Below are 23360 nucleotides of genomic sequence, written 5' to 3' on the forward strand. Positions count from 1 at the left end.
CGCAGTCCGCGCAACTGTTCGCCGTGATCGCCGACGCCATTGCGGCCGCCGGCGGCTGGCTCCCGTTCGACCGCTACATGGAACTGGCGCTCTACGCGCCGGGCCTGGGCTATTACAGCGGCGGCGCGGCCAAGTTCGGCCGCCGCGTGGAAGACGGCGGCGACTTCATCACCGCCCCCGAACTGACGCCGTTCTTCGGCCGCACCGTGGCGCACCAGATCGCGCAGGTGCTGCAAGCATTACCCGAAGGCCAGCGCCACGTGCTGGAGTTTGGCGCCGGCACCGGCAAGCTGGCTGCCGACATCCTCACCGAACTCGATGCGGTGGGCGTGCGCCCCGACAGCTACGGCATCGTCGAACTCTCCGGCGAGCTGCGCCAGCGCCAACAGGAACGCCTGACCGCGCTCGGCCCCGAGCTGGGCGCCCTCGCGCAGTGGCATGACACGTTGCCCGCGCCGTTCTCCGGCGTGATGATCGGCAATGAAGTGCTCGATGCGATGCCCGTGTCGCTGTGGTCCCGTCGCAGCGGCGTGTGGCACCAGCGCGGCGTGACACTCAACACCGAAAACGGCCTGCAATGGGAAGACCGGCTCGTTGATCCGTCGGAGGTGCCTGCCAAGCTGGCTGCCCTGCCGGGCGCGGATGATCTCATCACCGAATCACACGAAGCCGCCGAGGGCTTCATCCGCAGCGTTGGCACAGCGCTTGAGCGCGGCCTGCTGCTGCTGATCGACTACGGTTTCCCGGCTGCCGAGTACTACCACGCGCACCGCACCAACGGCACGCTCATGTGCCACTACCGCCAGCACGCGCATGACGATCCGTTCTGGCTGCCGGGCCTGCAGGACATCACCGCGCACGTCGATTTTTCGGGGATTGCCCAGGCGGGCCAAGAGGCCGGACTGGACCTGCTCGGCTATACGAGCCAGGCGCGCTTTCTGTTGAGCGCCGGGGTGGGCGAGCTGCTGATGACGCTGGATCCGTCCGACCCGATGCAGTTTCTGCCGGCGGCCAATGCCGTGCAGAAGCTGCTGTCGGAAGCCGAGATGGGCGAGCTGTTCAAGGCCATCGCGCTGGGCAAAGGCATCGATGCGGCGCTGCCGCTGGCCGGCTTTGCCGATGCCGACCGCTCGAACCGCTTGGGTTAGTCAATCAGGCTGACGCGGCTTTGGCCGCCAAGGCGCGTTCGTTCTGCTCGGCCTCGTAGCGGCCGATCGTGCCGCGCATCCACCACAGCAGCACCAGGCCCGGGAAGGCAAACGCCACGGTCATCAGATAAAACGCGGGCCAGCCATAGGCTTCCACGAGGTAGCCCGAGGTTGGCCCGACGTACACGCGACCGATGGAAGCCAGCGCTGACAGCAACGCATACTGCGTCGCCGAGAACGACCGGTTGCACAGCGCCATCAGCAGCGCCACAAAGGCCGCCGTGCCCATGCCGCCGCAGATGTTTTCGATGCCGATGGCCACCGCCATCGTCCACAAATGCTGCGGCGTGACGGCCAGCACCCAGTAGCCGAGGTTCGACACCGCCTGCAGCACGCCAAAAAGCAGCAGCGCGCGCACCAGCCCCAGCCGCACCATCAGCGTGCCGCCATACAGCGCACCCACGATGGTGGCCGCCAACCCGAGCGTCTTGTTGACGATGCCAACCTCGCCAGCGGAAAAACCGACGCCGCGGATCAGGAACGTGGTCGACAGGCTGCCTGCAAACGCGTCGCCCAGCTTGTAGAGCACGATCAGCGCCAGCAGCGCCCAGGCGCCCCGGCGTGAGAAAAAGTCCCGCAGTGGGCCGACCACGGCTTCCTGCAGACTGCGCGGCGGGCGTGCCGACACCTCCGGCTCCGGCGACCACAGCGTCGCGATGATGCCCAGCGCCATCAGCCCGGCCATCAGCAGGTACATGTTGCTCCAGCCCATCACGCGATCGGCCAGGTACAACGCCAGGCCGCCCGACACCAGCATCGCCAGCCGGTAGCCGAGCACCTTCACGGCCGCACCGACGCCCCGCTCGCTCGTATGCAGCACATCGGTGCTGTAGGCATCGAAAACGATGTCCTGCGACGCTGATAAAAACGCCACCAACACTGCCAGCCCAGCCAGCGCCCAGAGCGCTGCATGCGGCGGCGTGAAGGCCATGGCGGCAATCGACGCCACCAGCCCGGCCTGCGTCAGCACGAGCCAGCCGCGCCGCCGGCCCATCAGCGGCGGCGTAAACCGGTCCATCAACGGCGCCCACAGGAACTTGAAGATGTACGCCTGCCCCACCAGCGAGAACAACCCGATGGTGCGGATGTCGAGTCCTTCCACCGTCATCCAGGCCTGCAGCGTGCCCGAGGTGAGCGCCAGCGGCAGGCCGGAGGCAAAGCCCAGCAACAGCATCGCGCCGATGCGGCGGTTGCGAAAGATATCGAGGTAATCGTGGAAGGTCATGCGGCGGGCCAGAGGCGAAGGCGATGCGAATGCGGGTTGCCACGTAGCGTGGCGCGGTGCGTTGGCCGATATTATGTCGCACGGATTCGGCCCCTCGACCATATGCCCCGCGTAACACGCTCCCTGCTGACCGCTATCGGCCTCGCGCTATCTGCGTGGGCAACCGCCATGGACGGCCCGCTGCCGGTGCCCGCCGACGGCGTGAAACTGGAAGCGCCCACCACCACGTCGCCCAACATCCGCCTCGTCATTCCGGCCGAGGAAATCGACAAGCGCGCGCTGGCCGAATACCAGGGCATCATCGACAACGCGGCCCACGAAGGCGCGCTTGCGCCTGACAACGTGCCGGATCTGATCCGCATTCGCGGCATCGTCAGGCGCCTCACACCGCAAGCGCCGCGCTGGAACCCCGACGCCGCGCACTGGCAGTGGGAGGTCAACCTGATCGGCTCGTCGCAGGTGAATGCGTTCTGCATGCCCGGCGGCAAGATCGCCGTGTTCTCGGGGCTGCTCGAACAGTTCAAGCTGACGGACGACGAACTCGCCATGGCACTCGGCCACGAGATCGCCCACGCGTTGCGCGAACACGCCCGCGCCCGCGCCGGCCAGCGCGAGATCACCAACCTGGGCGCCAACGTCATCTCGCAATTGTTCGGCTTCGGCAACCGGGGCGACACTGACCTGGGCGAAGGCGCCAAGATGCACCTGCTGGCGTTCTCGCGTGCGGAGGAAACCGAGGCCGACCTGGTCGGCATGGACATCGCCTCGCGCGCCGGCTACGACCCGCGCGCCGCGCTCACGCTGTGGCAAAAGATGGGTTCGATCGGCGGGACAGAGCAAAAGCAGTTTCTGTCGACACACCCGTCGGGGCGCACGCGCATGGCCGTGCTGTCGCGTCATTTGCCCGAAACGCTCACGCTGTTTGCCGATGCCCGGCATATGACGATGGCGAAGCTGCCGGAATATCGATCGAACATGCAATATCTGGGTGCCGCGCCTGTTGATAATGGCGATGAGGCGCCCATGCGGCCGATGGTGCGGCGGCAATAATCAGCAGTGGATTACCGCGACTCAGCCCAGATAAGCCATCCGATTGCATCGCGATGCGCTCGAAACTCACATTGGTAGCCGTTCTTGCGCGCAGCATGCCCTGCTCATGCGCAAACCCCACCGATTTGCGGCGAGTTTTGCTTTCGCGATCGACGTAATCACCTGCACGCCCACCATTTAGTGGGGAGTCACCCCGCCTTAAGCAAATCCTAAGAAAACAAATTTACCCGGCTTGTACGCTGCGCCCCGCGGCATTTCTGCGCACAGATTTCCACAAAAATCACAGATACAGGGATACGTACAAAAATGAAGGCATGGGGCAAGGGATTTACGGGAATTGCATTGGCTTGCGCATTGAGCGCCTGCGGCGGCGGCGGCGATAGCAGCAGCGGTGGCTTTGCGGATCCGAACAGCTTTTCGGTCAGCGCAACCGTTGGCGGCACCAAGGTGCAATCGTTTAGCGCGGTCAGCGGTCAAAATGCCACGCTGACGGTCAAGTCGGGGCAAGACCTGCGTCTGGACAGCAGCAGCGACGTCAACTGGAAGTCCGGCGATGCGACGAGCAACACCGAGGTGTCCGTCAAAGGCGCGAGCACGCAGAGCTGGACGGCAGGCCTGAAAAGCCCGCCGGGCGGCACGTTCACGGTTACCGTGACGTCTGCCAAGGACGCGAGCAAGTCGGCCAAGGTGACAGTGACGGTGACGCCGCATGAGTACACGGCAGGCACGCCAAAAGTCGGTCGTGTCATCACCCAGACGGAGACAAACTCGCGCCTGAACGGCACGACGGATGTTCATGAGCGTGTCAGCACCACCGTCAACGTCGATACCACCGCAGGCGTGACCTCAACCACTTCGACCCTGGATGGTGCGGCCGATGAGAGCTATACGTCCGACCTTGATGCCAACCGCCTGTCGCGCACCTACCAAAACGGCAACGTCTGCCGCTACACCCCGAAGCGCTCCCTGGTGAACTTCCCGCTGTTCGTGGGCAAGACATGGTCCGCCTCATGGCAATACGGGTGTGTGGCCGGCTACCAGGAACAATCCAGCATCACCTCGACCGTAGAAGCCTATGAACCGTTGGTCACACCAATGGGCACGCTCAATACATTGCGCATCCACCACGTAATTGCGACCACCAACTCCAACGATAGCCAATTGCAAGGCGGCTCGACCGGAACGGCGGCCTATGACTTAGACGAACGTTGCTGGTGGGATGTAGATGGTCAACGTACGGTCAAGTGCGAAATCAACTACGCGTACAAAGGCACGGCGCCGACCACGTACCTGAAGAGCTTCTCGTACATCACGAAGTCGGTCCAGTAAGCACCGCGCATAACCTCAACGTTCAACCAGCCCCGCAGCCTTCCCCGGCCTCGCGGGGCTTGTTGTTTGCGCGGCCGCCTTCGCCCGCCGCGACAACGCCATCCCCGCCACCGTGGCGCCCAGGATCAGCACCGCGCCGCCTGTCTGCATCGGGCTGAACCATTCGCCCAAGACCAGCGCACCGAGCACCGTTGCCGTCAGCGGGCTGAGCAGCGAAAGGAACGTCACGTCCGCGCCGAGCATGCCGATGCCGCGCACCCACAGCCAGTAACCCAGCGCCGTGCCGATGACGATGAGGTACGCAAAGCCGACCGCATTGCGCACGGTGAGTGCGGGCGGGAGCCCCTCGACGAACAACGCCACGGGCAGCAAGACCAGTCCGCCGAGCGCGAGCTGCCATGCCGCAACGGCCAGCGGCGTGCCGATACGGCCCCAGCGTTCGATGAGCACAGTCCCCATCGCCATCGACAACGCCGCGGCCAGCGCCGCCAACACGCCAATTGCATCGAGCTGAGCCGCCGGGCCGAGAATCAGCAACCCCACCCCCACCGACCCGGCCAGCGCGGCCGCCAATTGCGCCGGGCGCGGCTTGCGTGCGAGCAACGGCCACGCCAACAGCGCGACCACCAGCGGCTGTGCAGACATGATCGTCGCCGCCACGCCACCCGGCAGACGCTGCGCTGCCACGAACAACAGCGCGAAAAACACGCCGATGTTGGCCAGGCCAAGCGCCAGCAGGCGCAGCAACTTGTCTCGCGGCGGCAGCCCAGGGCCCAGCAGCATCAGCAGCACGCCTGCCGGCAGCGCACGCAGCGCGCCGACCAGCAACGGGTGGTCGACAGGAAGCGTCTGCGTAAAGACGAGATACGTGGTGCCCCACAGCATGGGCGCCAACGCGGTGGCCAACATCGCAGCCAGACGATTAAACGGCATGAGAAATCTCCACGTGACGTAATTTGATATCGAAGTAATCACCTGAAAAAGAGCTGGGAATACGCAGCCGTACGCAGGCCGATTGCTGGGGGCCCGCAAACCCGGTACGATTTTTAAAATTCGATATCAAGTAATTTGACGTCGAAATACTAGGATGAGGTGTTCGATGGGTCAAGGCAATTCAGCGTCGGCACAAGGCGGGCCGATGGACGGCATTCTCGCGCAGTGGCGTCGGGAGCGTCCGGACATCGACCCAAGTCCGATGGCGGTCTGCGGTGAAATCTGGCGCGCGGGCGAACGTCTGCGGCAGGCGGTCGTCGCCAACGTGGCCGAGGCAGAGCTCGACATGGCCGGCTTTGACGTGCTGCTCACCCTGCGCCGCAATGGCCGCGAAGAGGCACTGTCGCCGTCAGCCCTGGCCAAGGACATGATGTTGTCAACCTCGGCCATGACCAATCGGCTTGACCGGCTGGAAACACGTGGTCTCATTGTCCGCAGGACCGATCCCGAAGACCGGCGCGGCCTGCAGATCGCCCTCACCGATGCAGGCTTTGAGCTGATTGACGGGCTCGTTGCCTCGCATGTCGAGACGGAGGAGCGCATGCTTGCGGCGCTTGGCTCGGCCGAGCGGTCGATGTTGCGTGCGTTGCTCGGGAAGATTGGCGCGGCGGAGTGAAAGGCACATCCGATTGCTGCCTTCAGCCAATCCGCAGCCTGCCGCAACAACCCCGTAAGCAGACGGGTCGCGCAACCGTTCATTCCTCTTTACGATGGCGCCTCACGTACGTGCATGAGGCGCCAACCTGGAGGAACGTGTGAGCCTGACCATCCTGTGTGTGCTGGTGATCGTGGCAGCGGTGTGTGCAGCACGCGGCCGACGTCGGGCTGCGCGCGGGCTGGCGGTATTCACGGGTGTGCTGGTGATGGCGATCGGCTGCGGGCCAGTGCCGGCGTGGCTGCTGGATTCGCTGGAAAAGCCCTTCGAGAACGAGCCGCACATCCAATGGGGGGCGCGCAACGCCATCGTGCTACTGGGCGCGGGCACGTTTCGCGTGGGCGACGCGGTCGAGCCCGGGCTGTTCTCGTATCCGCGCATGGTGGAAGCCGCGCAGTTGTATCAGGCCTGCCGCAAGGCCGACGGCGATTGCAAGATCCTCGTCAGCGGCGGCGATGCCCGCCATCACGGCGAGCCGGAAGCCACGGTATATGGCCGCGAACTCGTTGCCCTCGGCGTCGACCAGGCCGACGTGCTGATGGAGCCCAAGAGCATGAACACGTGGCAGAACGCTCAGTTCTCGCGCACGGTGCTCGCGCAATACGCGGCTGATCGCACGGTGCTCGTCTCGTCGGCTATCCACCTACGACGCAGCCTGCTGTATTTCACGCACTTCGGCATGGCGCCGGTTCCCGTGCGCGCCGACGATCTGCAGGCCGCGGCATCGCCCTTGCCGGTGGCGTACAACTTCGCGCTGACAGATTTTGCGCTGCACGAGTGGATCGGCATCGCGCGCTATCACGTGTACAACGCGCTGGGCTGGAACCCTGCGCGCATCAACCCCAGCGACGCCTGATCCGACTCCGCAACGCCCGCGCATTCGAAGCCACGCTCTAGTGCTTCCGGAGGGGAGCAAAAATCGGGCGCCGGCCTATACTTTGTGCACCGCAACATTCGGGCATCGCAATGCGCCACCTCGGTCGTATTGAAGCTCAGCACCTCATCACCATTGGCAAGCTCGCTTGCCACCACCCGCCCACCGGGCGCGGCCATCCCTGACGGGAATCGCTGACGATTCCTGCGCCAGCAAGTGGGCCATTGCGTAAGCAGCGCGCCCGCCCCGCCAGCCACACCTCAGAAGCAAACCAACAAGCAAGGGGAACCCTTATGCCTCAAGTCACGGCAAGCAAGCTGCCGATCAAACTGCTCGCGCTCGTCTTTGGCGCCATTGCGGCGCTGGCCATCGGGCGGACTTTCCTGCTGAACTGGCAGATCATTCCGCCCGGCTACACGGGCATCAAGATCAACCGACTCGTCGATCGCGGCATCACGCATGAAAACGTCGTGACCGGGTTCGTCTTCTACAACCCCGTGCAGACGGCGATCATCCAGTACCCGACCTACGTGCAGCGCGTGATCTGGACGCAGGATGTGAATGAAGGCCACGCGCTCAACGAAGAGCTGACATTCAACACCAAGGACGCCGTACCTGTGAATGTGGACGTGGCTGTTTCGTACCAGCTCGACCGCGACAAGGTGCCGGCGTTCTACACCAACTTCCGCGCCGATCGCATCGAGACGTTCACGCACGGCTACCTGCGCGACACGGCGCGCAACGTGATCGTCGCAATCGGCTCGGAATACAACTTTGACGACGTGAACGGCGGCAAGAAGGAAGAGTTCGTCGCGCGGCTGACCAACGAGCTGGACGCGCGGCTTGCACCGCTGGGCGTGTCGATCAAGCAGTTCGGCATTGTCGGCTCGCTGCGCCCGCCACGCTCGTTGCTTGATGCGGTGAGCGCCAAGACCAAAGCCATTCAGGATGCGATCCGCACCGAGAACGAAGTGCGTTCCGCTCAGGCCGAAGCCAAGAAGAAGGTGGCGATTGCTGAAGGCGAAGCTGCGGCCAACCGCGCGCTCGCCTCATCGCTGGATGACCGCCTGCTGGCGTGGGAACGCCTGAAGCTCGAACGTGCCGCCATCGAGAAATGGAACGGCGTGACGCCGAGCGTGATGGCGGGCGGCAACGGCGGCGGCATGCTGTTCAACATTCCGGCAGGCGCGCAAAGTAGGTAAGTCGCACCACCAAAGAAAAACGCGCCCGAAGGCGCGTTTTTCGTTTCAGCCCAGGCGGTAATCGATCAGCTCGCAAAACCCGGAGCGGCCTCGCGCACAGCGTGCTCGGCGCCGGCTGCAGGAATCGGCGCTTCCACGTGCAGGCCGGTCGCCTCATCCACGCCCAGATGCACGTTCATGCATTGCACCGCGGCGCCGGCCGCGCCCTTGCCCAGGTTGTCCAGGCGCGCGGTGACGACCATGCGCTCGTCCGAGCCGAAGACGAACAGGTCGGCACGGTTGGTGTCGTTGGCGCCCTGCACGTCGAAGAAGCCGTTGTCGAGTGTCGCAACATTGTCAGCCGGCGCCACGCGGATGAACTGCTCACCCTGGTAGTAATCGGCAAACACCTTGGCGATGTCTGCCGGACTCACCTTGCGTGCCAGATGCTGCGGGTGCAGGCCGATCGTCACGGCCAGGCCCTTGAGGAAGTTGCCGACCACCGGCGTGAAGATCGGCGCGAGCGACAGCTTGCTCTGCACGCGCATCTCCGGCAGGTGCTTGTGTGCCAGTGCCAGCGCGTATGGGCGCGGGCTGTCCAGCTTCGGATTATTGGCGGCGAGGTAGTCGGCGATCATCGCCTTGCCACCGCCGCTGTAACCCGTGAGCGAGAACGCGGTGACCGGGTAGTCGGCCGGCACGATGCCCGCCTCCACCAGCGGGCGCATCAGCAGCACGAAAGCACTGGCGTGGCAGCCCGGCACGGCGATGCGCTTGGTGTTGCGCAGGCGCTCGCGCTGGCCCTTGTTCAACTCGGGCAGGCCGTAGACCCAATCATCCGACGTGCGGAACGCGGTGCTGGCGTCGATGATGCAGGTGTTCGGATTGTTGACCAGCGAGACGGCTTCGCGCGAGGCGACGTCCGGCAGGCACAGGAATGCGACATCGGCGGCATTCAGGAATTTGGCGCGCTCGGCTGAATCCTTGCGCTTGTCTTCGGCGATGCGCAGCAGCTCGATATCGTCGCGCTGCGACAGATAGTCGAGCAAGCGAAGGCCAGTGGTGCCTTCCTGACCGTCGACGAAAACCTTGAATGCCATGGCGATCTCGCTAAAAACAGAGGAGCAAAAAGCACAACGCCGGCCCCATGCCGGCGCGTGAGTTTTGCATTGTAGCGGCTGACGAAGAAATTTCTGCGGCAGCGCAATAAAGTGCCTACCAGTGCACCTTGGTGTCGTAATCGATCGTCAGCGGCGCGTGGTCGCTGAACTTGATGTCCTTGAAGATCGACGTGCGGCGCGCCGTGGCGGCAATGCCCGGCGTGGCGATCTGGTAATCGATCCGCCACCCGACGTTCTTTGCGTAAGCCTGGCCGCGGTTGCTCCACCACGTGTACTGCTCGGGGCGGTCGTCCAGCGTGCGGAAAACATCCACGTAGCCGACTTCGTCAAACAGCTTGGTCAGCCACGCGCGCTCTTCGGGCAGGCAGCCGGAGTTCTTCTGGTTGCCCTTCCAGTTCTTGATGTCGATTTCCTTGTGGACGATGTTGACGTCGCCGCACAACACGACCTCGCGGCCTTTTTCGTGGCGCAGGTCTTTGAGATGCTCCATGAACAGGTCCATGAAGCGGAACTTGGCCTGCTGGCGCTCTTCGCCGCTGGAGCCCGACGGCACGTAGACCGAGATGATCGACAGCTTGCCATAGCGGGCCTCGACATAGCGGCCTTCGGCGTCGAACTCGCCGTTATCGAAACCGACGATGACTTCATCCGGCTTGTGGCGCGTGTACAGGCCTGCGCCGCTGTAGCCTTTCTTCACCGCGTGCTGGAATACGCCGTGGTAGCCGTGCGGCGCCAGGAATTCGGGCGTCATGTCGTCTTGCGCGCATTTCAGTTCCTGCACACAGACGAAATCGGCGTCCTGCTTGCCCATCCATTCGAAAAAGCCTTTGCTGGCAGCGGAGCGAACGCCGTTGAGGTTGGCGGAAATGATGCGTAACATGGCGGGACTTTTTTGCAGACCAGAGAAAAAAGATGAGCCAAAACAGCGAGTTGCGCCAATCCTTCATCCGCTTTGCGGTGGAAGCCGGCGTGCTGTCGTTCGGGGAATTCGTGACCAAGGCGGGGCGGACGTCGCCCTATTTCTTCAACGCCGGCAAGTTCGCAGACGGCGCGCTGCTGGGCCAAGTCGCGCAATTCTATGCGAAAACCCTGCTGGACTCGGGTGTCGAGTTCGACATGCTGTTCGGGCCGGCCTACAAGGGCATCACCCTGGCGTCGGCCACCGCCGTCGCGCTCGCAGGCCTGGGCCGCAATGTGGGCTTTGCGTACAACCGCAAGGAAGCCAAGGACCACGGCGAAGGCGGCAGCCTGGTCGGCGCGAAGCTGCAGGGGCGCGTGGTGATCGTCGATGACGTGATTTCCGCCGGCACCTCGGTGCGCGAGTCGGTTGAGCTGATTCGCGCCGCTGGCGCGACGCCGGCTGCCGTGCTGATCCTGATGGATCGGATGGAGCGCAGCGGCAATGCTGTGGATATCGGCGAGCGCTCTGCGGTGCAGGATGTGCAGGCGCAGTATGGGATGCCGGTGGTGTCGATTGCCAACCTGGACGATCTGCTGGGGTATCTGGATGGGGCTGGCGACCCTGCGCTGGCTGGCTACCGTGAAAAGGCCGCGGCCTACCGGGACAAATACGGCGTTAGCGCGATCTGACGCTTTTCGCTGTGCTGTTCGGAAACCCCGGTTGATGGACTTCGCCGGGGTTTTGTTTTTTGTGGTTCATCAACCCACAACCCAACGCCCTACTCGATCTTCAACCCCGAATACGCCGGATTCCCTGCCGGATACTCCGGCTTCAACCGCTCCATCACCGCCAGCAGAATCTCCGCCACCATCAGGCTGCGGTGCGACTTGGAATTCGCCGGAATAATGTGCCAGGGCGCGTGCGGGGTGGCCGTGGCATTGATGGCGTCTTCGTAGGCGGCCATGTAGTCGTCCCAGAGCTTGCGGTCTTCAAGGTCCGCCATCCCGAGCTTCCAGTGCTTTTGCGGATCGTCGATACGCTCCTGCAGCCGGTCGCGCTGCTCGTCCTTGGAGATATGCAAAAAGCACTTGACGATGGTGGTACCGGTCTCGGCCAGCATCTGCTCGAACGCGTTGATGTGAGCGTAGCGGCGCTTGCACTCGGCGGCGTCGATATCGCCATGCACGCGAGTGACGAGCACATCTTCGTAATGGCTGCGATTGAAGATGGCGATCTCGCCAGCGGCTGGCACCTGTGCGTGTATGCGCCAGAGGAAGTCGTGCGCCAGCTCCAGGGGCGTCGGCACCTTGAAACCCTCCACGCGCAGGCCGAGCGGGTCGAGCGCACGGAACACGGTGCGTACCGTGCCATCCTTGCCTGCGGTATCCATGCCCTGCAGGACGACCAGCAGCTTGCGCCGGTGCTCAGCATAGAAAATGTCCTGGAGTGCCTCTATGCGCGCAGAGAGTTCGGCCAGCCGTGCCTGGTCGCCTGCCTTACTGCCCGTGGTGCACGGCTTGGCGGCAGGATCGAACTTGGCAATCTTGAACTTGCTGCTGCCGTCGAAATACCAGGAGTCAATCGGGTTCTTGCCGCTGGATGCCACGGTATCTCCTTGTTGGCTTGTTGCTCTGACGTAGGCGGCAGGCCGCCGTGCGGTATCCGCGATATCAATGCGCGGCGGCGGTCAGCTTGAGCGCATCCAGGTCCAGCGTGCCTTCAAAGACGGTTGTGGCGGGGCCCGTCATCATGACCGGCTGACCGACGCCCGCCCACGCGATGGTCAGATCGCCGCCATGTGTGGCCACCTTGACGGGCGAATCGATCAGGCCACGACGGATGCCGGCCACCACCGCTGCGCATGCGCCGGTGCCACAGGCGAGCGTCTCGCCCGCCCCGCGCTCATACACGCGCAGGCGCACGGAATGACGATCGACGATCTGCATGAATCCCGCATTCACGCGACGCGGAAACACCGCATGCGATTCGATCAGCGGGCCGTCTTCCAGCACGGGAAAAGCCTCCGTGTCGTCGACGATCTGCACCGCGTGCGGATTGCCCATCGACACGGTCGAGAGCCATTCAGTGCGGCCGTTGATTTGCAGCGCGTGCTGCGTGTCTTCGCCTTCGACGCGGGTGGGCAGACCTTCGGGCAGGAACGGCAGGCGCGCCGCCTCGAATACCGGTGCCCCCATGTCGACGGTCACTTGGCCATCGTCCTGCATTGTCAGCGTGGCGATGCCGTTCATGACTTCCACGCGCACGGTGCGCTTGGTCGTCAAACCCCGGTCGGTGACGAACTTGACGAAGCAGCGGGCGCCATTGCCGCAGTGCTCCACCTCACCGCCGTCGTGGTTGAAGATGCGGTAGCGGAAATCGACATCGGGCCGTGTCGAACGCTCGACCAGCAGGAGTTGATCTGCCCCCACGCCAAAGTGGCGGTCGGCAATGGCAGCCCATTGCTCGGGCGTGAAGTCGATCGGGGTCTGGATGCCGTCGAGCACGACAAAGTCGTTGCCCGCGCCATGCATCTTGGTGAAGTGCAGTTTCATGGCTGGCCGCACAGATGCGGCGATGAGCGTTCGGAAAACGCCCATTCTAAAGCGAGCCGGCCCCGGTTGCCCCGGCCGGCTCCCGGCATCAGTAAATGCCCGGCATGCCCTCGGGGCGGTGCTTGAAGCGCTTGTGCACCCAGTAATACTCGGTGATGCGCGGGCGGATGGCGTCTTCAAAGAAGGCATTCATCCGGCGCGTGTCGGCGGTCAGGTCTCCGGTGGGGTAGTTCTCCCACGCGGGCAGGATGCGCAGCGCATAGCCGTCGTAGTTGGGCAGGATCTCGGTGTACATCGGGATGACCTTGGCGCCAGTCATCGATGCCATGCGCGGAATGGCATTGAGCGTGAGCGCCGGCACGCCAAAGAACGGCACGAACTCCGAGTCGCGCTCGCCGAAATCCATGTCGGAGATGAGCTGCAGCGCCTCGCCCCGCTTGATGGTGCGCATGATCTGGCGGATGTTTTCGTTGCGCGACACCATGGTCGCGCCAAAGCGGCTGCGCAGCGCCTTGATGGCGTCATCGAGCACCGGGTTGGCCATGCGCGTGTACAGCGAGCAGCCCGCGTTGCCGACGTGCGTGCGCAGGTAGTCCGTCAGCGCCAGCGCGCCGATCTCCACGCCTGACAGATGCAGCGTGACGAGAATGTGCGGCTGGCCGTGGAGCGCCGGCAGATTGGCCTGGTCGTCGATCTTCACCACGCGCATCAGGCGCTTTTCTGATGCGAACCACGCAAACGAGCGCTCGGCAAAGCTGCGGAAGACCTTGCGGAAGACGTCATGCGCCATGGCTTCGCGCTCGGCGTCGGACTTCTCGGGAAAGCACGCACGCAGGTTGGCCAGCACCACGCGGCGGCGGCCATTGGGAATGCGGTACAGCAGCCCGCCCAGGCCTTCGCCAAAACGCGCGACAAAACCGTACGGCAAGAAGGACAGCAGCCATAGAAAGCCGAGTCCGAGTTTGGCAGAGAAACGTTCCATAAAGGCAGAGTGTCAGGCAGCGGGCGGAGCGTCCGCGCCCTTGGGATGCTTGTAGCGGTTATAGCCCCAGAGATATTGCGTCGGCGCCACGGCAATCAACTGTTCGATGGCGGCATTGATGAGGGTCGCAGCTTGCGTGGCGTCTTCGGGTAGATCGCCGAGCTCATGCATGTGCAAGCGGTAGCCGGCGCCGCGCGGCAGCCGTTCGGCAAACAGTGCCACGACGGGCGCACCTGTCAGCCGATGCAAACGGTGCACCAGCGTCATCGTATAGGCAGGCTTGCCGAAGAACGGCGCCCATACACCTTCGCCGCCGGTGGGCGTCTGGTCGGGCAGGATGCCAACGGCCTCGCCGCGCTTGAGTGCACGCACCAGCATGCGCACGCCGCGCGGGTCCGCCGGGGCCATGTGCATGTTAGGCCCCTTGCGCATGTTCTCGATCCAGGTGCGCAGGCTCTCCTTGCGCGGCGGCTTGAACAGCGACGTGACCGGATGCTCGCGCGCGTAGGCCTGCGGCAAGACCTCGAAGCAGCCCAGATGCGGCGTGAGGAAGATCAGGCCGCGCCCATCTGCAAGCGCGCGCTCAACAGCTTCTCGGCAAACGTCGAACAGGTGCGGAGCAACGTCCGCCCCGTTCTTGCGCACCCAGAAGTACGGCATCTCGAACACCATCCGGCCGGCAGAGCGCCCCGCCTCTTTGAGCATGGCGGGCGTGACGTCGGGATAGGCGTGGCGGAAGTTGGCGATGAGCCGGTCGCGATAGCGGCCGGGCACCTTGGCGGCCAACGCTCCCAGCCAGCCGCCCAGCGCCTGCAGCACTGGCAGGGGCAGGCGAGAAAACAGCCAGTAGAGGAAGGTCATGCGTGCGTACGCTGCAATGTGTTGGTCGCAGTCGACAGGGGAGCAGGGTCTTGACAGGCCTTGCTGCGGCCCCGAAAAGTGCCGCGTATAATAGCGCGATTCGCCGAGTTAACTGACAACTTGCGGGGCGAATCCTTGCTTGGCCACAAACCTCGGCAAGGTTGCTAAATACCGCTAAAGCGTCGCCGGCCGTGGCTTAACGGATTGGCAACGTGATAGCCAATCTGGAGCTAACAGCCGTGTCCAACGACTTCCTCTTCACCTCGGAGTCGGTCTCCGAGGGCCATCCCGACAAGGTCGCCGACCAGATTTCCGACGCCATCCTGGACGCTATCCTCGCTCAGGACAAATATGCGCGCGTCGCAGCAGAAACGCTGTGCAACACCGGCCTGGTGGTGCTCGCGGGTGAAATCACCACGACGGCCAACGTCGACTACATCCACGTAGCGCGCGAAACCATCAAGCGCATCGGCTACGACAACACCGAATACGGCATCGACTACAAGGGCTGTGCCGTCCTCGTCGCTTACGACAAGCAATCGCCCGACATTGCCCAGGGCGTCGACCGCGCATCGGACGACTACCTGAACCAGGGCGCCGGCGACCAGGGCCTGATGTTCGGCTACGCGTGCGATGAAACGCCCGAGCTGATGCCTTTCCCGATCTACTACGCACACCGTCTGGTCGAGCGCCAGTCGCAACTGCGCCGCGACGGCCGCCTGCCCTGGCTGCGCCCGGACGCCAAGTCCCAAGTGACGGTGCGTTATGTGGATGGCAAGCCGCACAGCGTGGATACCGTGGTGCTGTCTACCCAGCACGCGCCGGAGATGTCGCAAGAGGCCATCCGCGAAGCGGTGATCGAAGAGATCATCAAGCCGGTGCTGCCCTCGCACATGCTGGCTGACACCAAATACCTGGTGAACCCGACCGGCCGCTTCGTCATCGGCGGCCCGCAAGGCGACTGCGGCCTGACCGGCCGCAAGATCATCGTCGATACGTATGGCGGCGCAGCCCCGCACGGCGGCGGCGCGTTCTCGGGCAAGGACCCGTCGAAGGTCGACCGTTCGGCCGCCTATGCCGCGCGCTACGTCGCCAAGAACGTGGTGGCCGCCGGCTTGGCGCGCCAGTGCCAGGTGCAGGTGAGCTACGCGATTGGCGTGGCACGCCCGATCAACATCACGGTGTACACGGAAGGCACGGGCGTAATCCCGGACGAGCAGATCGCCAAGCTCGTGCAGGAGCATTTCGACCTGCGCCCGAAGGGCATCGTGCAGATGCTGGACCTGCTGCGCCCGGTCTACGAAAAGACCGCCGCGTACGGCCACTTCGGCCGCGAAGAGCCGGAGTTCAGCTGGGAAGCCACCGACAAGGCCCTGCTGCTGCGCGAAGCAGCTGGCCTGGCAGGTGAGCCGGCCAAGGCGTTTGCCTGAAGCCACGCTGGCGCACAGAAGAAACCGCCTCTCGGGGCGGTTTTTTTATGGCATCGAGCAATTGCGATCAGGCACGCGAAGGAGCACACCGCTACCGTGTTGCTACCCAGGAGCCCCATGTTGACCACCGCCACCGACCGCTACCTCGCCCGCTTGCGCGCCGTGCTCGCACACATCGACGCGCATGTGGAAGACACGCTGGACGTGGACGGGCTGGCCGAGGTCGCCGCGTTTTCCAGGTACCACTTTCACCGCCAATTTTCGTTGCTGTTCGGCATGAACGTCGGGCGCTATGTGCAGTTGCTGCGCCTGAAGCGCGCCGCGCATCAACTCGCCTATCGCGACGATGCGCGTATCACCGACATCGCGCTGGCGTGCGGGTACGAAGGGCCGGAAGCATTTGCGCGGGCGTTCCGCAGGCAAACGGGGCAATCGCCGTCAGCATTTCGGGCGGCGCCGCAGTGGGCGCCCTGGGCCACTGATCTACAGGCGCTGCGCGCCCTCAGGAGCCAACACATGCCCGCACGACCGCAATCCCATTCCGTCGAGATCGTCGAGCGCGAAGCCGTGCCCGTCGCGGCCATCGAGCACCGCGGTGACCCAGCGTGTCTGGGTGAGACCATCCGCACGTTCATCGCCTGGCGCCGCGAGCATCGGCTGCACCCAAGCGTTTCGGCCACGTACAACGTCGTCTACGACAACCCCGACGATGTGCCGCCCGAGGCGTTCCGTATGGATATCTGCGCGGCCACGCCCGCACCGGCCGCACCCAACGCTGCGGGCGTGGTGGCCAAGACGCTGGCAGGCGGCCGCTACGCCGTGCTGCGCCACACGGGCTCCGACGATACGCTCGGCCAGAGCGTTGCGTACCTGTATGCCGATTGGCTGCCCGCCAGCGGCGAGGAATTGCGCGACGCGCCGTTGCTGTTCCAGCGCGTGCGCTTCTACCCCGACGTGCCCGAACACGAAGCCGTGACGGACGTGCTGCTGCCGCTCAGGTAAGCGATCAGGCGTCCAGGTGGATCTGGATGCCGGTAGCCGTGTAGATGGCCGTGGCCTTGAAGCCGTCAACGACCACCGACGAGAACTGGCGGTTGCTGCCCGCGCCATCCACCACGGCGATGGTGTCGCCCACCTTGGGCGTGTAACCGTTCACGAACTTCACGCGCAGCGTGCCGCCGGCAATCGTGGTGAGGCCCGCCACGCTCAGCTTGCCCTGACCGTTCGGGCCAATGGCCAGATCCAGCGTGGTGCCCTGCAGTTGCGTGAACTTGCCCGCAATGGCCACCGCCGCCGGCGCGTTGACCGCCAGCGTGCCGGCGCCCACATACACATCGCCCGCGCCGAACGCGTTGGCCGAATCGGCTTCCAGCACACCACCTGCGACCTGCGTGCCGCCGGTGTAGGTGTTGGCGCCAGCCAGACGCAACGTGCCGCTGCCTTGCAGCGTGAGCTTGCCCGCGCCGGAGATGGCGTTGCGCCACGTGTCGGCCGCGTTGAAGCCGCCCTGCGTTGCATCCATCGACACGATCACGTTGCCATTGAACGCGCCGTAGCCGTCCGCCGCAGCGAACAGGTTGAGGCGGCCCCAACCTTCGGCGTCGTCGAGCACCGGGTAGCCGGAAGCCAGCTCCGTGGTCTTGAGCACCACGCGGCGCTGGTCAGCACTCAGATACGGGAAGCGCGTTTCCAGCAGCACCTCGGCGCCCTTGGGCACCACCGGCACCAGCGTCGTGGCGCCGATCTGCGTGAAGCCGAAGGTCATGCGACGCGTGAAGTTGGCCTGGTTGGTGGCGTAGTCGGCAAAGCGGTCGGTGGCGAGCGTGCCGGACTGCGCAAGCGCCGGGAAGCTGGTGGCATCCGTGCCCGTCTGCGCCATCAGGGCGGTGTGCGCTTGCGAGAAGGCCGCCGCCTTGAGCGTGGCGTTGGCCGGGTCCGCCAGGTTGGCCGCGGCCGCAGCAATGCCGATCATGCGGCCGGACATCACGTCCAGCGGCGAATGCATGCCGGCCAGGATGCGGTTCTCGCCCAGTTCCATCCCGCGCGCCACGATCTGCTGGAAGCGTTCAGGCACCAGATACGCCATCGCCACGGTATCGCGCACGGCTTCGGCCGAGTGGCCGCTGATGAAGCCGCCGTCGGTCGTGGGCGTGGGGCTCTCTGCCGGCACCAGCGTCGGCACGACAACCACGCTGTTGCTCCAGCGGTACGGCCGCGCATACTTGTAGAAACGCTTGGACGGCTCGGTGGATGCGTTGTTTCCCACCGTGTTGATCAGGTCGACGACCTTGCCGAAGGCGGTATTGCCGCCCGAGGTGCCCACGCCGGTGTTGTTGCCGCTGTCGTTGTAGAGCACGGTGGTCGCATCGGCCGGCACGGTGGTGATGGACGTGGTCTGCTGCGCCAGCGTGCGCCACGCGGTGGTCAGCGGCCCCATGCCGTCGCTCACGCTGTAGCCCTTGCCACGGCGGTCATCAAAGTACGCTGCGTCGGCCTGGGCCTGCGTGCGGTTGGTGGTCGCATTCACCACGTATTGAACGTTTGCGTTCAAGACCGGCAGGTTGAGCTGCGTGCCGCCGGCCGTGCCGTCATTGGGCAGGCCCGTCCACGTGGACGCAACCACCGCCGGGAACGATCCATTGGCCGGCGCGCTCACCCCCGCATCCACGATTTCCGTGAGCGGCTGCCACAGGTCGAGAAAGCGCGTGAACAGGCGCACACCGGCGTTGGTGCCAAGCGTGGCGTAGCGCGCGTCGCCGCGTTGGTTGGTGGCGATGTTGTCGACGAACGCCGGTACGCCAGTGGCCACCGCCGCCGTGTCGACAAAGCCCGGGTCTGCGGGCGGCGCGGGAATGGCTTGCGTGGTGGCTACCGGCGCCGTGGTGGTGTCGCCGCCGCCGCCGCACGCGGTAAGCGCGAGGGCGCCGAACAGCGCAACGAAACTGGAGCAAAGACGCGGGCGGGAAAATGCAGGGCGAGCAGTGAAGGACATGGTGCGGCGGGCTTGCAACCCGAAGAGAGCGCTGGAAAGCCCAGCAGTCTCGGCACGCGCCGTGAAAAAACGGTGACGTTTCGTTGACAAATCTGCGTGATCCGCGCCCTACATTGGGGCATTCCGCGCCATGACAGCGCTGACAGTTCTTTATGTCACAGAGTGATACAATCGCCGGCTGCGTTTTTTGACTTTGGTGAAGCCTCGTCCGGGCAATCGCCGTCCCGTCGACCATGTCCGCTTCACCTCTGCATCCCGCCCTGCGCCGCTGGCTCCACAGCTTTATTCCTGCACCCGTGACGGTGCGCTGGAGCGAGCGTGTCCGTTCCGCCGTCGGCGCACTCGTCGGCATCCTCTTTACCGGCACGATGATGAAGATGGTGCCGGGCGCTGCCACGCTGATCCCGCTGCTGGTCGCGCCAATGGGCGCCTCGGCCGTGCTGCTGTTTGCGGTGCCGGCCAGCCCGCTCGCGCAACCGTGGTCGATCATCGGCGGCAACCTCGTAGCGGCCACCGTGGGCGTGACCTTCGCGCTGCTGGTGGATGACCCCGTGATTGCGTCTGCGCTGGCTATCTCGGCGGCCATTGCCGGCATGTTTGCGCTGCGCTGCGTGCACCCGCCGTCGGGCGCGGTAGCGCTCACCGCCGTGATTGGCGGGCCGGCCGTGCATGCGCTGGGCTATCGCTTCGTGCTGGAGCCGATCCTGATCCAGTCGGCGCTACTGCTGGTGGGCGCGCTGGTGTACCACGCGGCCACGGGCCACCGGTATCCGCACGCGCAACGCCTGCCCGCGGCTGAACGCCCGCCCACGGCGGCCGGCTTCACCCGCGCCGACATCGTCGCCGCGCTGCGCCGCCAGAGCGAGCTGCTCGACATCGACCCCGAAGACATTGAAGCCGTGCTGCGCGAGATGCAGCTGCAGGCCTACACGCGCACGTTCCACGCGCTCGCCTGCGCCGACATCATGACCACGCCGGTAGTCACGGTCTCGGCCGGCACGTCGATCCCGCGCGCACTGCAACTGCTGCGTCAGCATGGCTTCAAGGCACTGCCGGTGGTGGACGAAGGACGGCGCGTGGTGGGCATCGTCACGCGCGTCGACCTGCTCGGCCTGGCGCCGGCAGACATGCGCCAGACGCTGCGCCGCTGGTTCAGCATCGGCGCGCTCACGCCGCCGCGCGTGGCCGATCACATGAAAACGCGCGTGCAGACCATCGCTGCCACGGCGCCCATGTCGGATCTGGTGCCGATGTTTGCCAGCGCCGGCCACCACCACATTCCGGTGCTGGATGCCGACGGCCGGCTGGCCGGCATCGTCACGGAATCGGACTTGGTGGGCGGGCTGTACCGTCAGGCCAACATTGAGCCGCAAGTGGCCTGACACGCCAGGAGCCCATGCCGGCGGGGTACGCCTATCGCGCAATCACAGCGCATCCCAACGCCAGTCCCGCTGCAGCCGATCCCGTACGTAATCGACAAACACGCGCACGCGCGGCGCAAGGTGCTGGCTGTGCGGATAGATCGCGTGCAGCGGTGCCGCCGACACCGAATGCCCCGGCAGCACACGCACCAGGCGCCCGGCCAGCAGATCATCGCCCACATCCCAGATGGATTTGACGGCAATGCCCGCGCCTTCGGCCGCCAGCGCATGCGCGGCTTCACCGTCGTTGGTGACGATGGATGCGGTAACGCGCACGGTGTGTTCTTCGCCCCCGCCGCTGAAGCGCCAGTCGGCGCGGCGCTGGTCACCGATGAGAATGCACCGATGCCGCACCAGGTCTGCCGGATGCGCCGGCGCGCCATGCTCGGCCAGATAGTCCGGCGAGGCGCATAGCACCCGAAAATTTGGCGCCAGCGGCCGCGCGATCAGCGTCGAATCGGTCAGCGCGCCAAAGCGGATCGCCATGTCGTAACCGCTGTCGATCAGGTCGACCACGGCATCGGTCAACTCAAGCTGCACGCTCAGTTGTGGATGTTCCCGCTGAAACGCCGCCACGATGGGCGCAATGCGTCGACGCCCGAGCTGGCCCGGCGCGGTCACGCGCAGCAGGCCGCTCACAGCCTGGCGACGCTGCATCAACAGCGACTCTGCCTGTTCGATTTCATCGAGGATGCGCACCACGCGGCTATGGAACAGCACGCCCTCTTCGGTCAGCGTCTGACGGCGCGTGGTGCGCTGAATCAGGCGTACGCCCAGAGCGGCTTCAAGTTGCGTCAGGCGCTTGCTGACCACCGACAGCGGCAAATCCATCTCGCGCGCCGCGCCCGACAGGCTGCCAGCCGAGACGATACGGGCAAACGAAATGAGCGCAGGCAGGTTGTCGAGCATGGGGCAATTCTTCGCGCTTTGGAAAGGATGTTTCCTATTGGCAGCGGTATTTCAGCGATTTCGCGAAGGCTAGCATGCCTCGGTCTTTTACGTTCGCGCTTTCGCCATGACCCGACTGCTTGATACCCCGCCCTCCACCGACACCCGCGTCGACACCGCAGCCGCCGTGCCACACACCGGCCGCCGCACCTTTCTCGCCCGTGCGGGAACCGGGGCCGGCGCCCTGGCCGCCGGCGCGCTGCTGGCCGGCAACGCCACCGCGCAGACGCCGCGAGCCAACGGCCCCGTGACTGCGGGCGCCCCAAGTACAGGGCAGTTCTGGCCCGACGGCATTCGCCTCGTCATCTCCATCTCGATGCAGTTCGAGGCCGGCGGCCAGCCGCCTAAGGGCACCGACAGCCCGTTCCCCAAGATCGACTTTCCGGCCAGCATGCCGTCCGACCCGGCCACCAACACGTGGTTTGCCTATGGTTATCGCGAGGGCATTCCGCGCATGCTCGACCTGTGGGACCGGCACGGCGTGAAGGTGACCTCGCACATGATCGGTGAGGCTGCGCAGCGCCACCCTGAACTGGCGCGTGAAATCGTCGCACGCGGCCACGAGGCCGCCGGACACGGCCCGCGCTGGAGCTCGCAATACGCCATGACGCGCGCCCAGGAGCGCGCCTTCCTGAGCGAAGCCATGACGATGGTCGAGGCGGTGACGGGCCAGCGCCCCGTGGGCTACAACTGCAACTGGCTGCGACGCGGCCCTAACACGCTGTCGCTGCTGCAGGAGCTGGGCTACCTGTATCACATCGATGACCTGAGCCGCGACGAGCCCTTCATCGAACAGGTCAACGGCCGCGACTTCGTGGTCGTGCCCTACACGCTGCGCAACAACGACATCCTGCTCGTGGAGGGCCGCAACTATTCGCCCTCAGCGTTCCTTGAGCAGATCAAGCTCGACTTCGACCAGCTTTACGAAGAAGCCGGCTCGCGCCGCCGCATGATGTCGATCAGTGCGCACGACCGCATCAGCGGCACGCCGCAAATGGTGCGCGCATGGGACGCCTTCCTGCGCTACGCGAAGCAGCACCCTGGCGTGGCCTTCCTGCGCAAGGACGAGATCGCCCGCTACACGGCCGCGAGCCCATTGAGCGTGCGGGAGCAGGAAACCATCTGAAGCCAGCACGGCGGCGGCGCTGCATATCCGCCGCCCGGCTACACACCTCTCACGCATCGCCATGCCCCATATCGTGATCGAAGCGACGGCGCCGCTGGCGCGTCGCATGGACTTTCCCGCGCTATTGCGCACGATCCACCATCGCTTGGCCGAAAGTGGCAGCGCACGGCTGACCGATCTCAAGAGCCGCGTGCATATCGCCGAAACGTTCCTGGCCGGGGCTGACGCGCAAGCGCAATTCGTCGTCGCCCGGCTTGTGCTGACCAACCCGCGCCCTGCCGAGATGCAACGCGCCATGGCTGCAGTCATCCACGACGTCCTGCGCGACGCCGTTGCCGCCAGCGCAGATGCCGGTGCCTGGTGGCAATGCTGCGTGCTGGTCGAAACGCTCGACCGCACGCTGTACCAGAAGACCGACTCGCGCGCCCCTGGCTAGCCCGCCTGTCCATTCCATACGCCCACAACAACAACCCAGGAGACCGCATGAACATGCACCCGCACGCCGGTGCGC

The 23360-nt window shown here is 65.0% G+C and carries 22 protein-coding genes; 12 read left to right on the forward strand and 10 right to left on the reverse strand.

All coding sequences use genetic code 11. The features are described 5' to 3' along the window. Window positions 1-1148, forward strand: a 1148-nt coding sequence (locus tag ACCD03_RS23800; protein WP_413413102.1) for a class I SAM-dependent methyltransferase, incomplete at its 5' end; no start/stop codon positions are given. A 4-nt stretch (window positions 1149-1152) separates the two neighbouring features. Here the strand turns inward: ACCD03_RS23800 and ACCD03_RS23805 are convergent. Beyond that, window positions 1153-2433, reverse strand: a complete 1281-nt coding sequence (locus tag ACCD03_RS23805) for a muropeptide transporter (protein ID WP_024976944.1) — start codon at window positions 2431-2433, stop codon at window positions 1153-1155. A 102-nt stretch (window positions 2434-2535) separates the two neighbouring features. Between ACCD03_RS23805 and ACCD03_RS23810 the strand changes: the two genes are divergently transcribed. Continuing rightward, window positions 2536-3483 (forward strand): M48 family metallopeptidase, encoded by a 948-nt coding sequence (locus ACCD03_RS23810; protein WP_413413103.1) that lies wholly within the window; start codon window positions 2536-2538, stop codon window positions 3481-3483. A gap of 354 nt (window positions 3484-3837) precedes the next feature. Beyond that, the gene (locus ACCD03_RS23815; RefSeq protein ID WP_413413104.1) at window positions 3838-4812 is read left to right on the forward strand and encodes a hypothetical protein; all 975 of its coding nucleotides are present in this window, start codon (window positions 3838-3840) and stop codon (window positions 4810-4812) included. Window positions 4813-4827: 15 nt separating this feature from the next. Here ACCD03_RS23815 and ACCD03_RS23820 read toward each other — a convergent pair whose 3' ends face one another. Next, complete coding sequence (locus ACCD03_RS23820; protein ID WP_413413105.1) at window positions 4828-5745, reverse strand: EamA family transporter; 918 nt, start codon at window positions 5743-5745, stop codon at window positions 4828-4830. A gap of 205 nt (window positions 5746-5950) precedes the next feature. On the opposite strand from ACCD03_RS23820, the gene ACCD03_RS23825 reads away from it, so the two are divergent. The 3 genes from ACCD03_RS23825 to ACCD03_RS23835 all read left to right on the forward strand — a co-directional run bounded on the left by ACCD03_RS23825 (window position 5951) and on the right by ACCD03_RS23835 (window position 8536). Beyond that, entirely contained in the window at window positions 5951-6421 is a 471-nt protein-coding gene (locus ACCD03_RS23825) for a MarR family winged helix-turn-helix transcriptional regulator (RefSeq protein ID WP_413413106.1), read from the forward strand. Between the two features lie 139 nt (window positions 6422-6560). Then, window positions 6561-7316 carry a YdcF family protein gene (locus ACCD03_RS23830; RefSeq protein WP_413413107.1) on the forward strand — a complete coding sequence of 252 codons (756 nt, stop codon included), beginning with the start codon at window positions 6561-6563 and terminating at the stop codon, window positions 7314-7316. A gap of 311 nt (window positions 7317-7627) precedes the next feature. After that, window positions 7628-8536: a prohibitin family protein gene (locus ACCD03_RS23835; protein ID WP_413413108.1), complete on the forward strand. Its 909-nt coding sequence runs from the start codon at window positions 7628-7630 to the stop codon at window positions 8534-8536. A 65-nt stretch (window positions 8537-8601) separates the two neighbouring features. Here the strand turns inward: ACCD03_RS23835 and argC are convergent, their stop codons facing one another. Beyond that, window positions 8602-9615, reverse strand: coding sequence for an N-acetyl-gamma-glutamyl-phosphate reductase (gene argC, locus ACCD03_RS23840; protein ID WP_413413109.1), 1014 nt, complete (start codon window positions 9613-9615; stop codon window positions 8602-8604). A gap of 115 nt (window positions 9616-9730) precedes the next feature. Further along, the gene (locus ACCD03_RS23845; RefSeq protein ID WP_045205037.1) at window positions 9731-10516 is read right to left on the reverse strand and encodes an exodeoxyribonuclease III; all 786 of its coding nucleotides are present in this window, start codon (window positions 10514-10516) and stop codon (window positions 9731-9733) included. A 32-nt stretch (window positions 10517-10548) separates the two neighbouring features. Between ACCD03_RS23845 and pyrE the strand changes: the two genes are divergently transcribed. After that, window positions 10549-11226 carry an orotate phosphoribosyltransferase gene (gene pyrE / locus ACCD03_RS23850; RefSeq protein ID WP_045205038.1) on the forward strand — a complete coding sequence of 226 codons (678 nt, stop codon included), beginning with the start codon at window positions 10549-10551 and terminating at the stop codon, window positions 11224-11226. 89 nt (window positions 11227-11315) lie between these two features. Here pyrE and ACCD03_RS23855 read toward each other — a convergent pair whose 3' ends face one another. The 4 genes from ACCD03_RS23855 to ACCD03_RS23870 form a co-directional block, all read right to left on the reverse strand. Continuing rightward, window positions 11316-12143 carry a polyphosphate kinase 2 family protein gene (locus ACCD03_RS23855; RefSeq protein ID WP_045205039.1) on the reverse strand — a complete coding sequence of 276 codons (828 nt, stop codon included), beginning with the start codon at window positions 12141-12143 and terminating at the stop codon, window positions 11316-11318. 64 nt (window positions 12144-12207) lie between these two features. Next, entirely contained in the window at window positions 12208-13089 is an 882-nt protein-coding gene (dapF, locus tag ACCD03_RS23860) for a diaminopimelate epimerase (RefSeq protein WP_325651003.1), read from the reverse strand. Window positions 13090-13177: 88 nt separating this feature from the next. Continuing rightward, entirely contained in the window at window positions 13178-14071 is an 894-nt protein-coding gene (locus ACCD03_RS23865; RefSeq protein ID WP_413413110.1) for a lipid A biosynthesis lauroyl acyltransferase, read from the reverse strand. A 12-nt stretch (window positions 14072-14083) separates the two neighbouring features. After that, a complete protein-coding gene (locus ACCD03_RS23870) occupies window positions 14084-14932 on the reverse strand; it encodes a lysophospholipid acyltransferase family protein (protein WP_045205041.1) in 849 nt (282 codons plus the stop codon). A gap of 239 nt (window positions 14933-15171) precedes the next feature. Between ACCD03_RS23870 and metK the strand changes: the two genes are divergently transcribed. Together metK and ACCD03_RS23880 are read left to right on the forward strand one after the other, a co-directional pair. Then, window positions 15172-16362, forward strand: coding sequence for a methionine adenosyltransferase (metK, locus tag ACCD03_RS23875; RefSeq protein WP_045205042.1), 1191 nt, complete (start codon window positions 15172-15174; stop codon window positions 16360-16362). 117 nt (window positions 16363-16479) lie between these two features. Further along, on the forward strand, window positions 16480-17364 hold the full coding sequence (locus ACCD03_RS23880) for an AraC family transcriptional regulator (protein WP_045205043.1): 885 nt from the start codon (window positions 16480-16482) through the stop codon (window positions 17362-17364). A gap of 4 nt (window positions 17365-17368) precedes the next feature. On the opposite strand, the gene ACCD03_RS23885 is transcribed toward ACCD03_RS23880, so the two are convergent. After that, window positions 17369-19354, reverse strand: a complete 1986-nt coding sequence (locus ACCD03_RS23885) for a phosphatase PAP2 family protein (RefSeq protein WP_045205044.1) — start codon at window positions 19352-19354, stop codon at window positions 17369-17371. A gap of 233 nt (window positions 19355-19587) precedes the next feature. Here ACCD03_RS23885 and ACCD03_RS23890 point away from each other — a divergent pair, with 233 nt between their 5' ends. Beyond that, window positions 19588-20736, forward strand: coding sequence for an HPP family protein (locus ACCD03_RS23890; RefSeq protein ID WP_413413111.1), 1149 nt, complete (start codon window positions 19588-19590; stop codon window positions 20734-20736). A 42-nt stretch (window positions 20737-20778) separates the two neighbouring features. Here the strand turns inward: ACCD03_RS23890 and ACCD03_RS23895 are convergent, their stop codons facing one another. Then, window positions 20779-21684 carry a LysR family transcriptional regulator gene (locus ACCD03_RS23895; RefSeq protein WP_045205046.1) on the reverse strand — a complete coding sequence of 302 codons (906 nt, stop codon included), beginning with the start codon at window positions 21682-21684 and terminating at the stop codon, window positions 20779-20781. A 106-nt stretch (window positions 21685-21790) separates the two neighbouring features. On the opposite strand from ACCD03_RS23895, the gene ACCD03_RS23900 reads away from it, so the two are divergent. Both ACCD03_RS23900 and ACCD03_RS23905 read left to right on the forward strand, forming a co-directional pair. Beyond that, a complete protein-coding gene (locus tag ACCD03_RS23900; protein WP_045205047.1) occupies window positions 21791-22849 on the forward strand; it encodes a polysaccharide deacetylase family protein in 1059 nt (352 codons plus the stop codon). Between the two features lie 61 nt (window positions 22850-22910). Continuing rightward, window positions 22911-23285, forward strand: a complete 375-nt coding sequence (locus ACCD03_RS23905) for a 5-carboxymethyl-2-hydroxymuconate Delta-isomerase (protein WP_413413112.1) — start codon at window positions 22911-22913, stop codon at window positions 23283-23285. Window positions 23286-23360 lie beyond the last annotated feature (75 nt).

The sequence above is a fragment of the Ralstonia sp. Ralssp135 genome, from assembly GCF_047304345.1.
Classification (GTDB): Bacteria; Pseudomonadota; Gammaproteobacteria; order Burkholderiales; family Burkholderiaceae; genus Ralstonia; species Ralstonia chuxiongensis.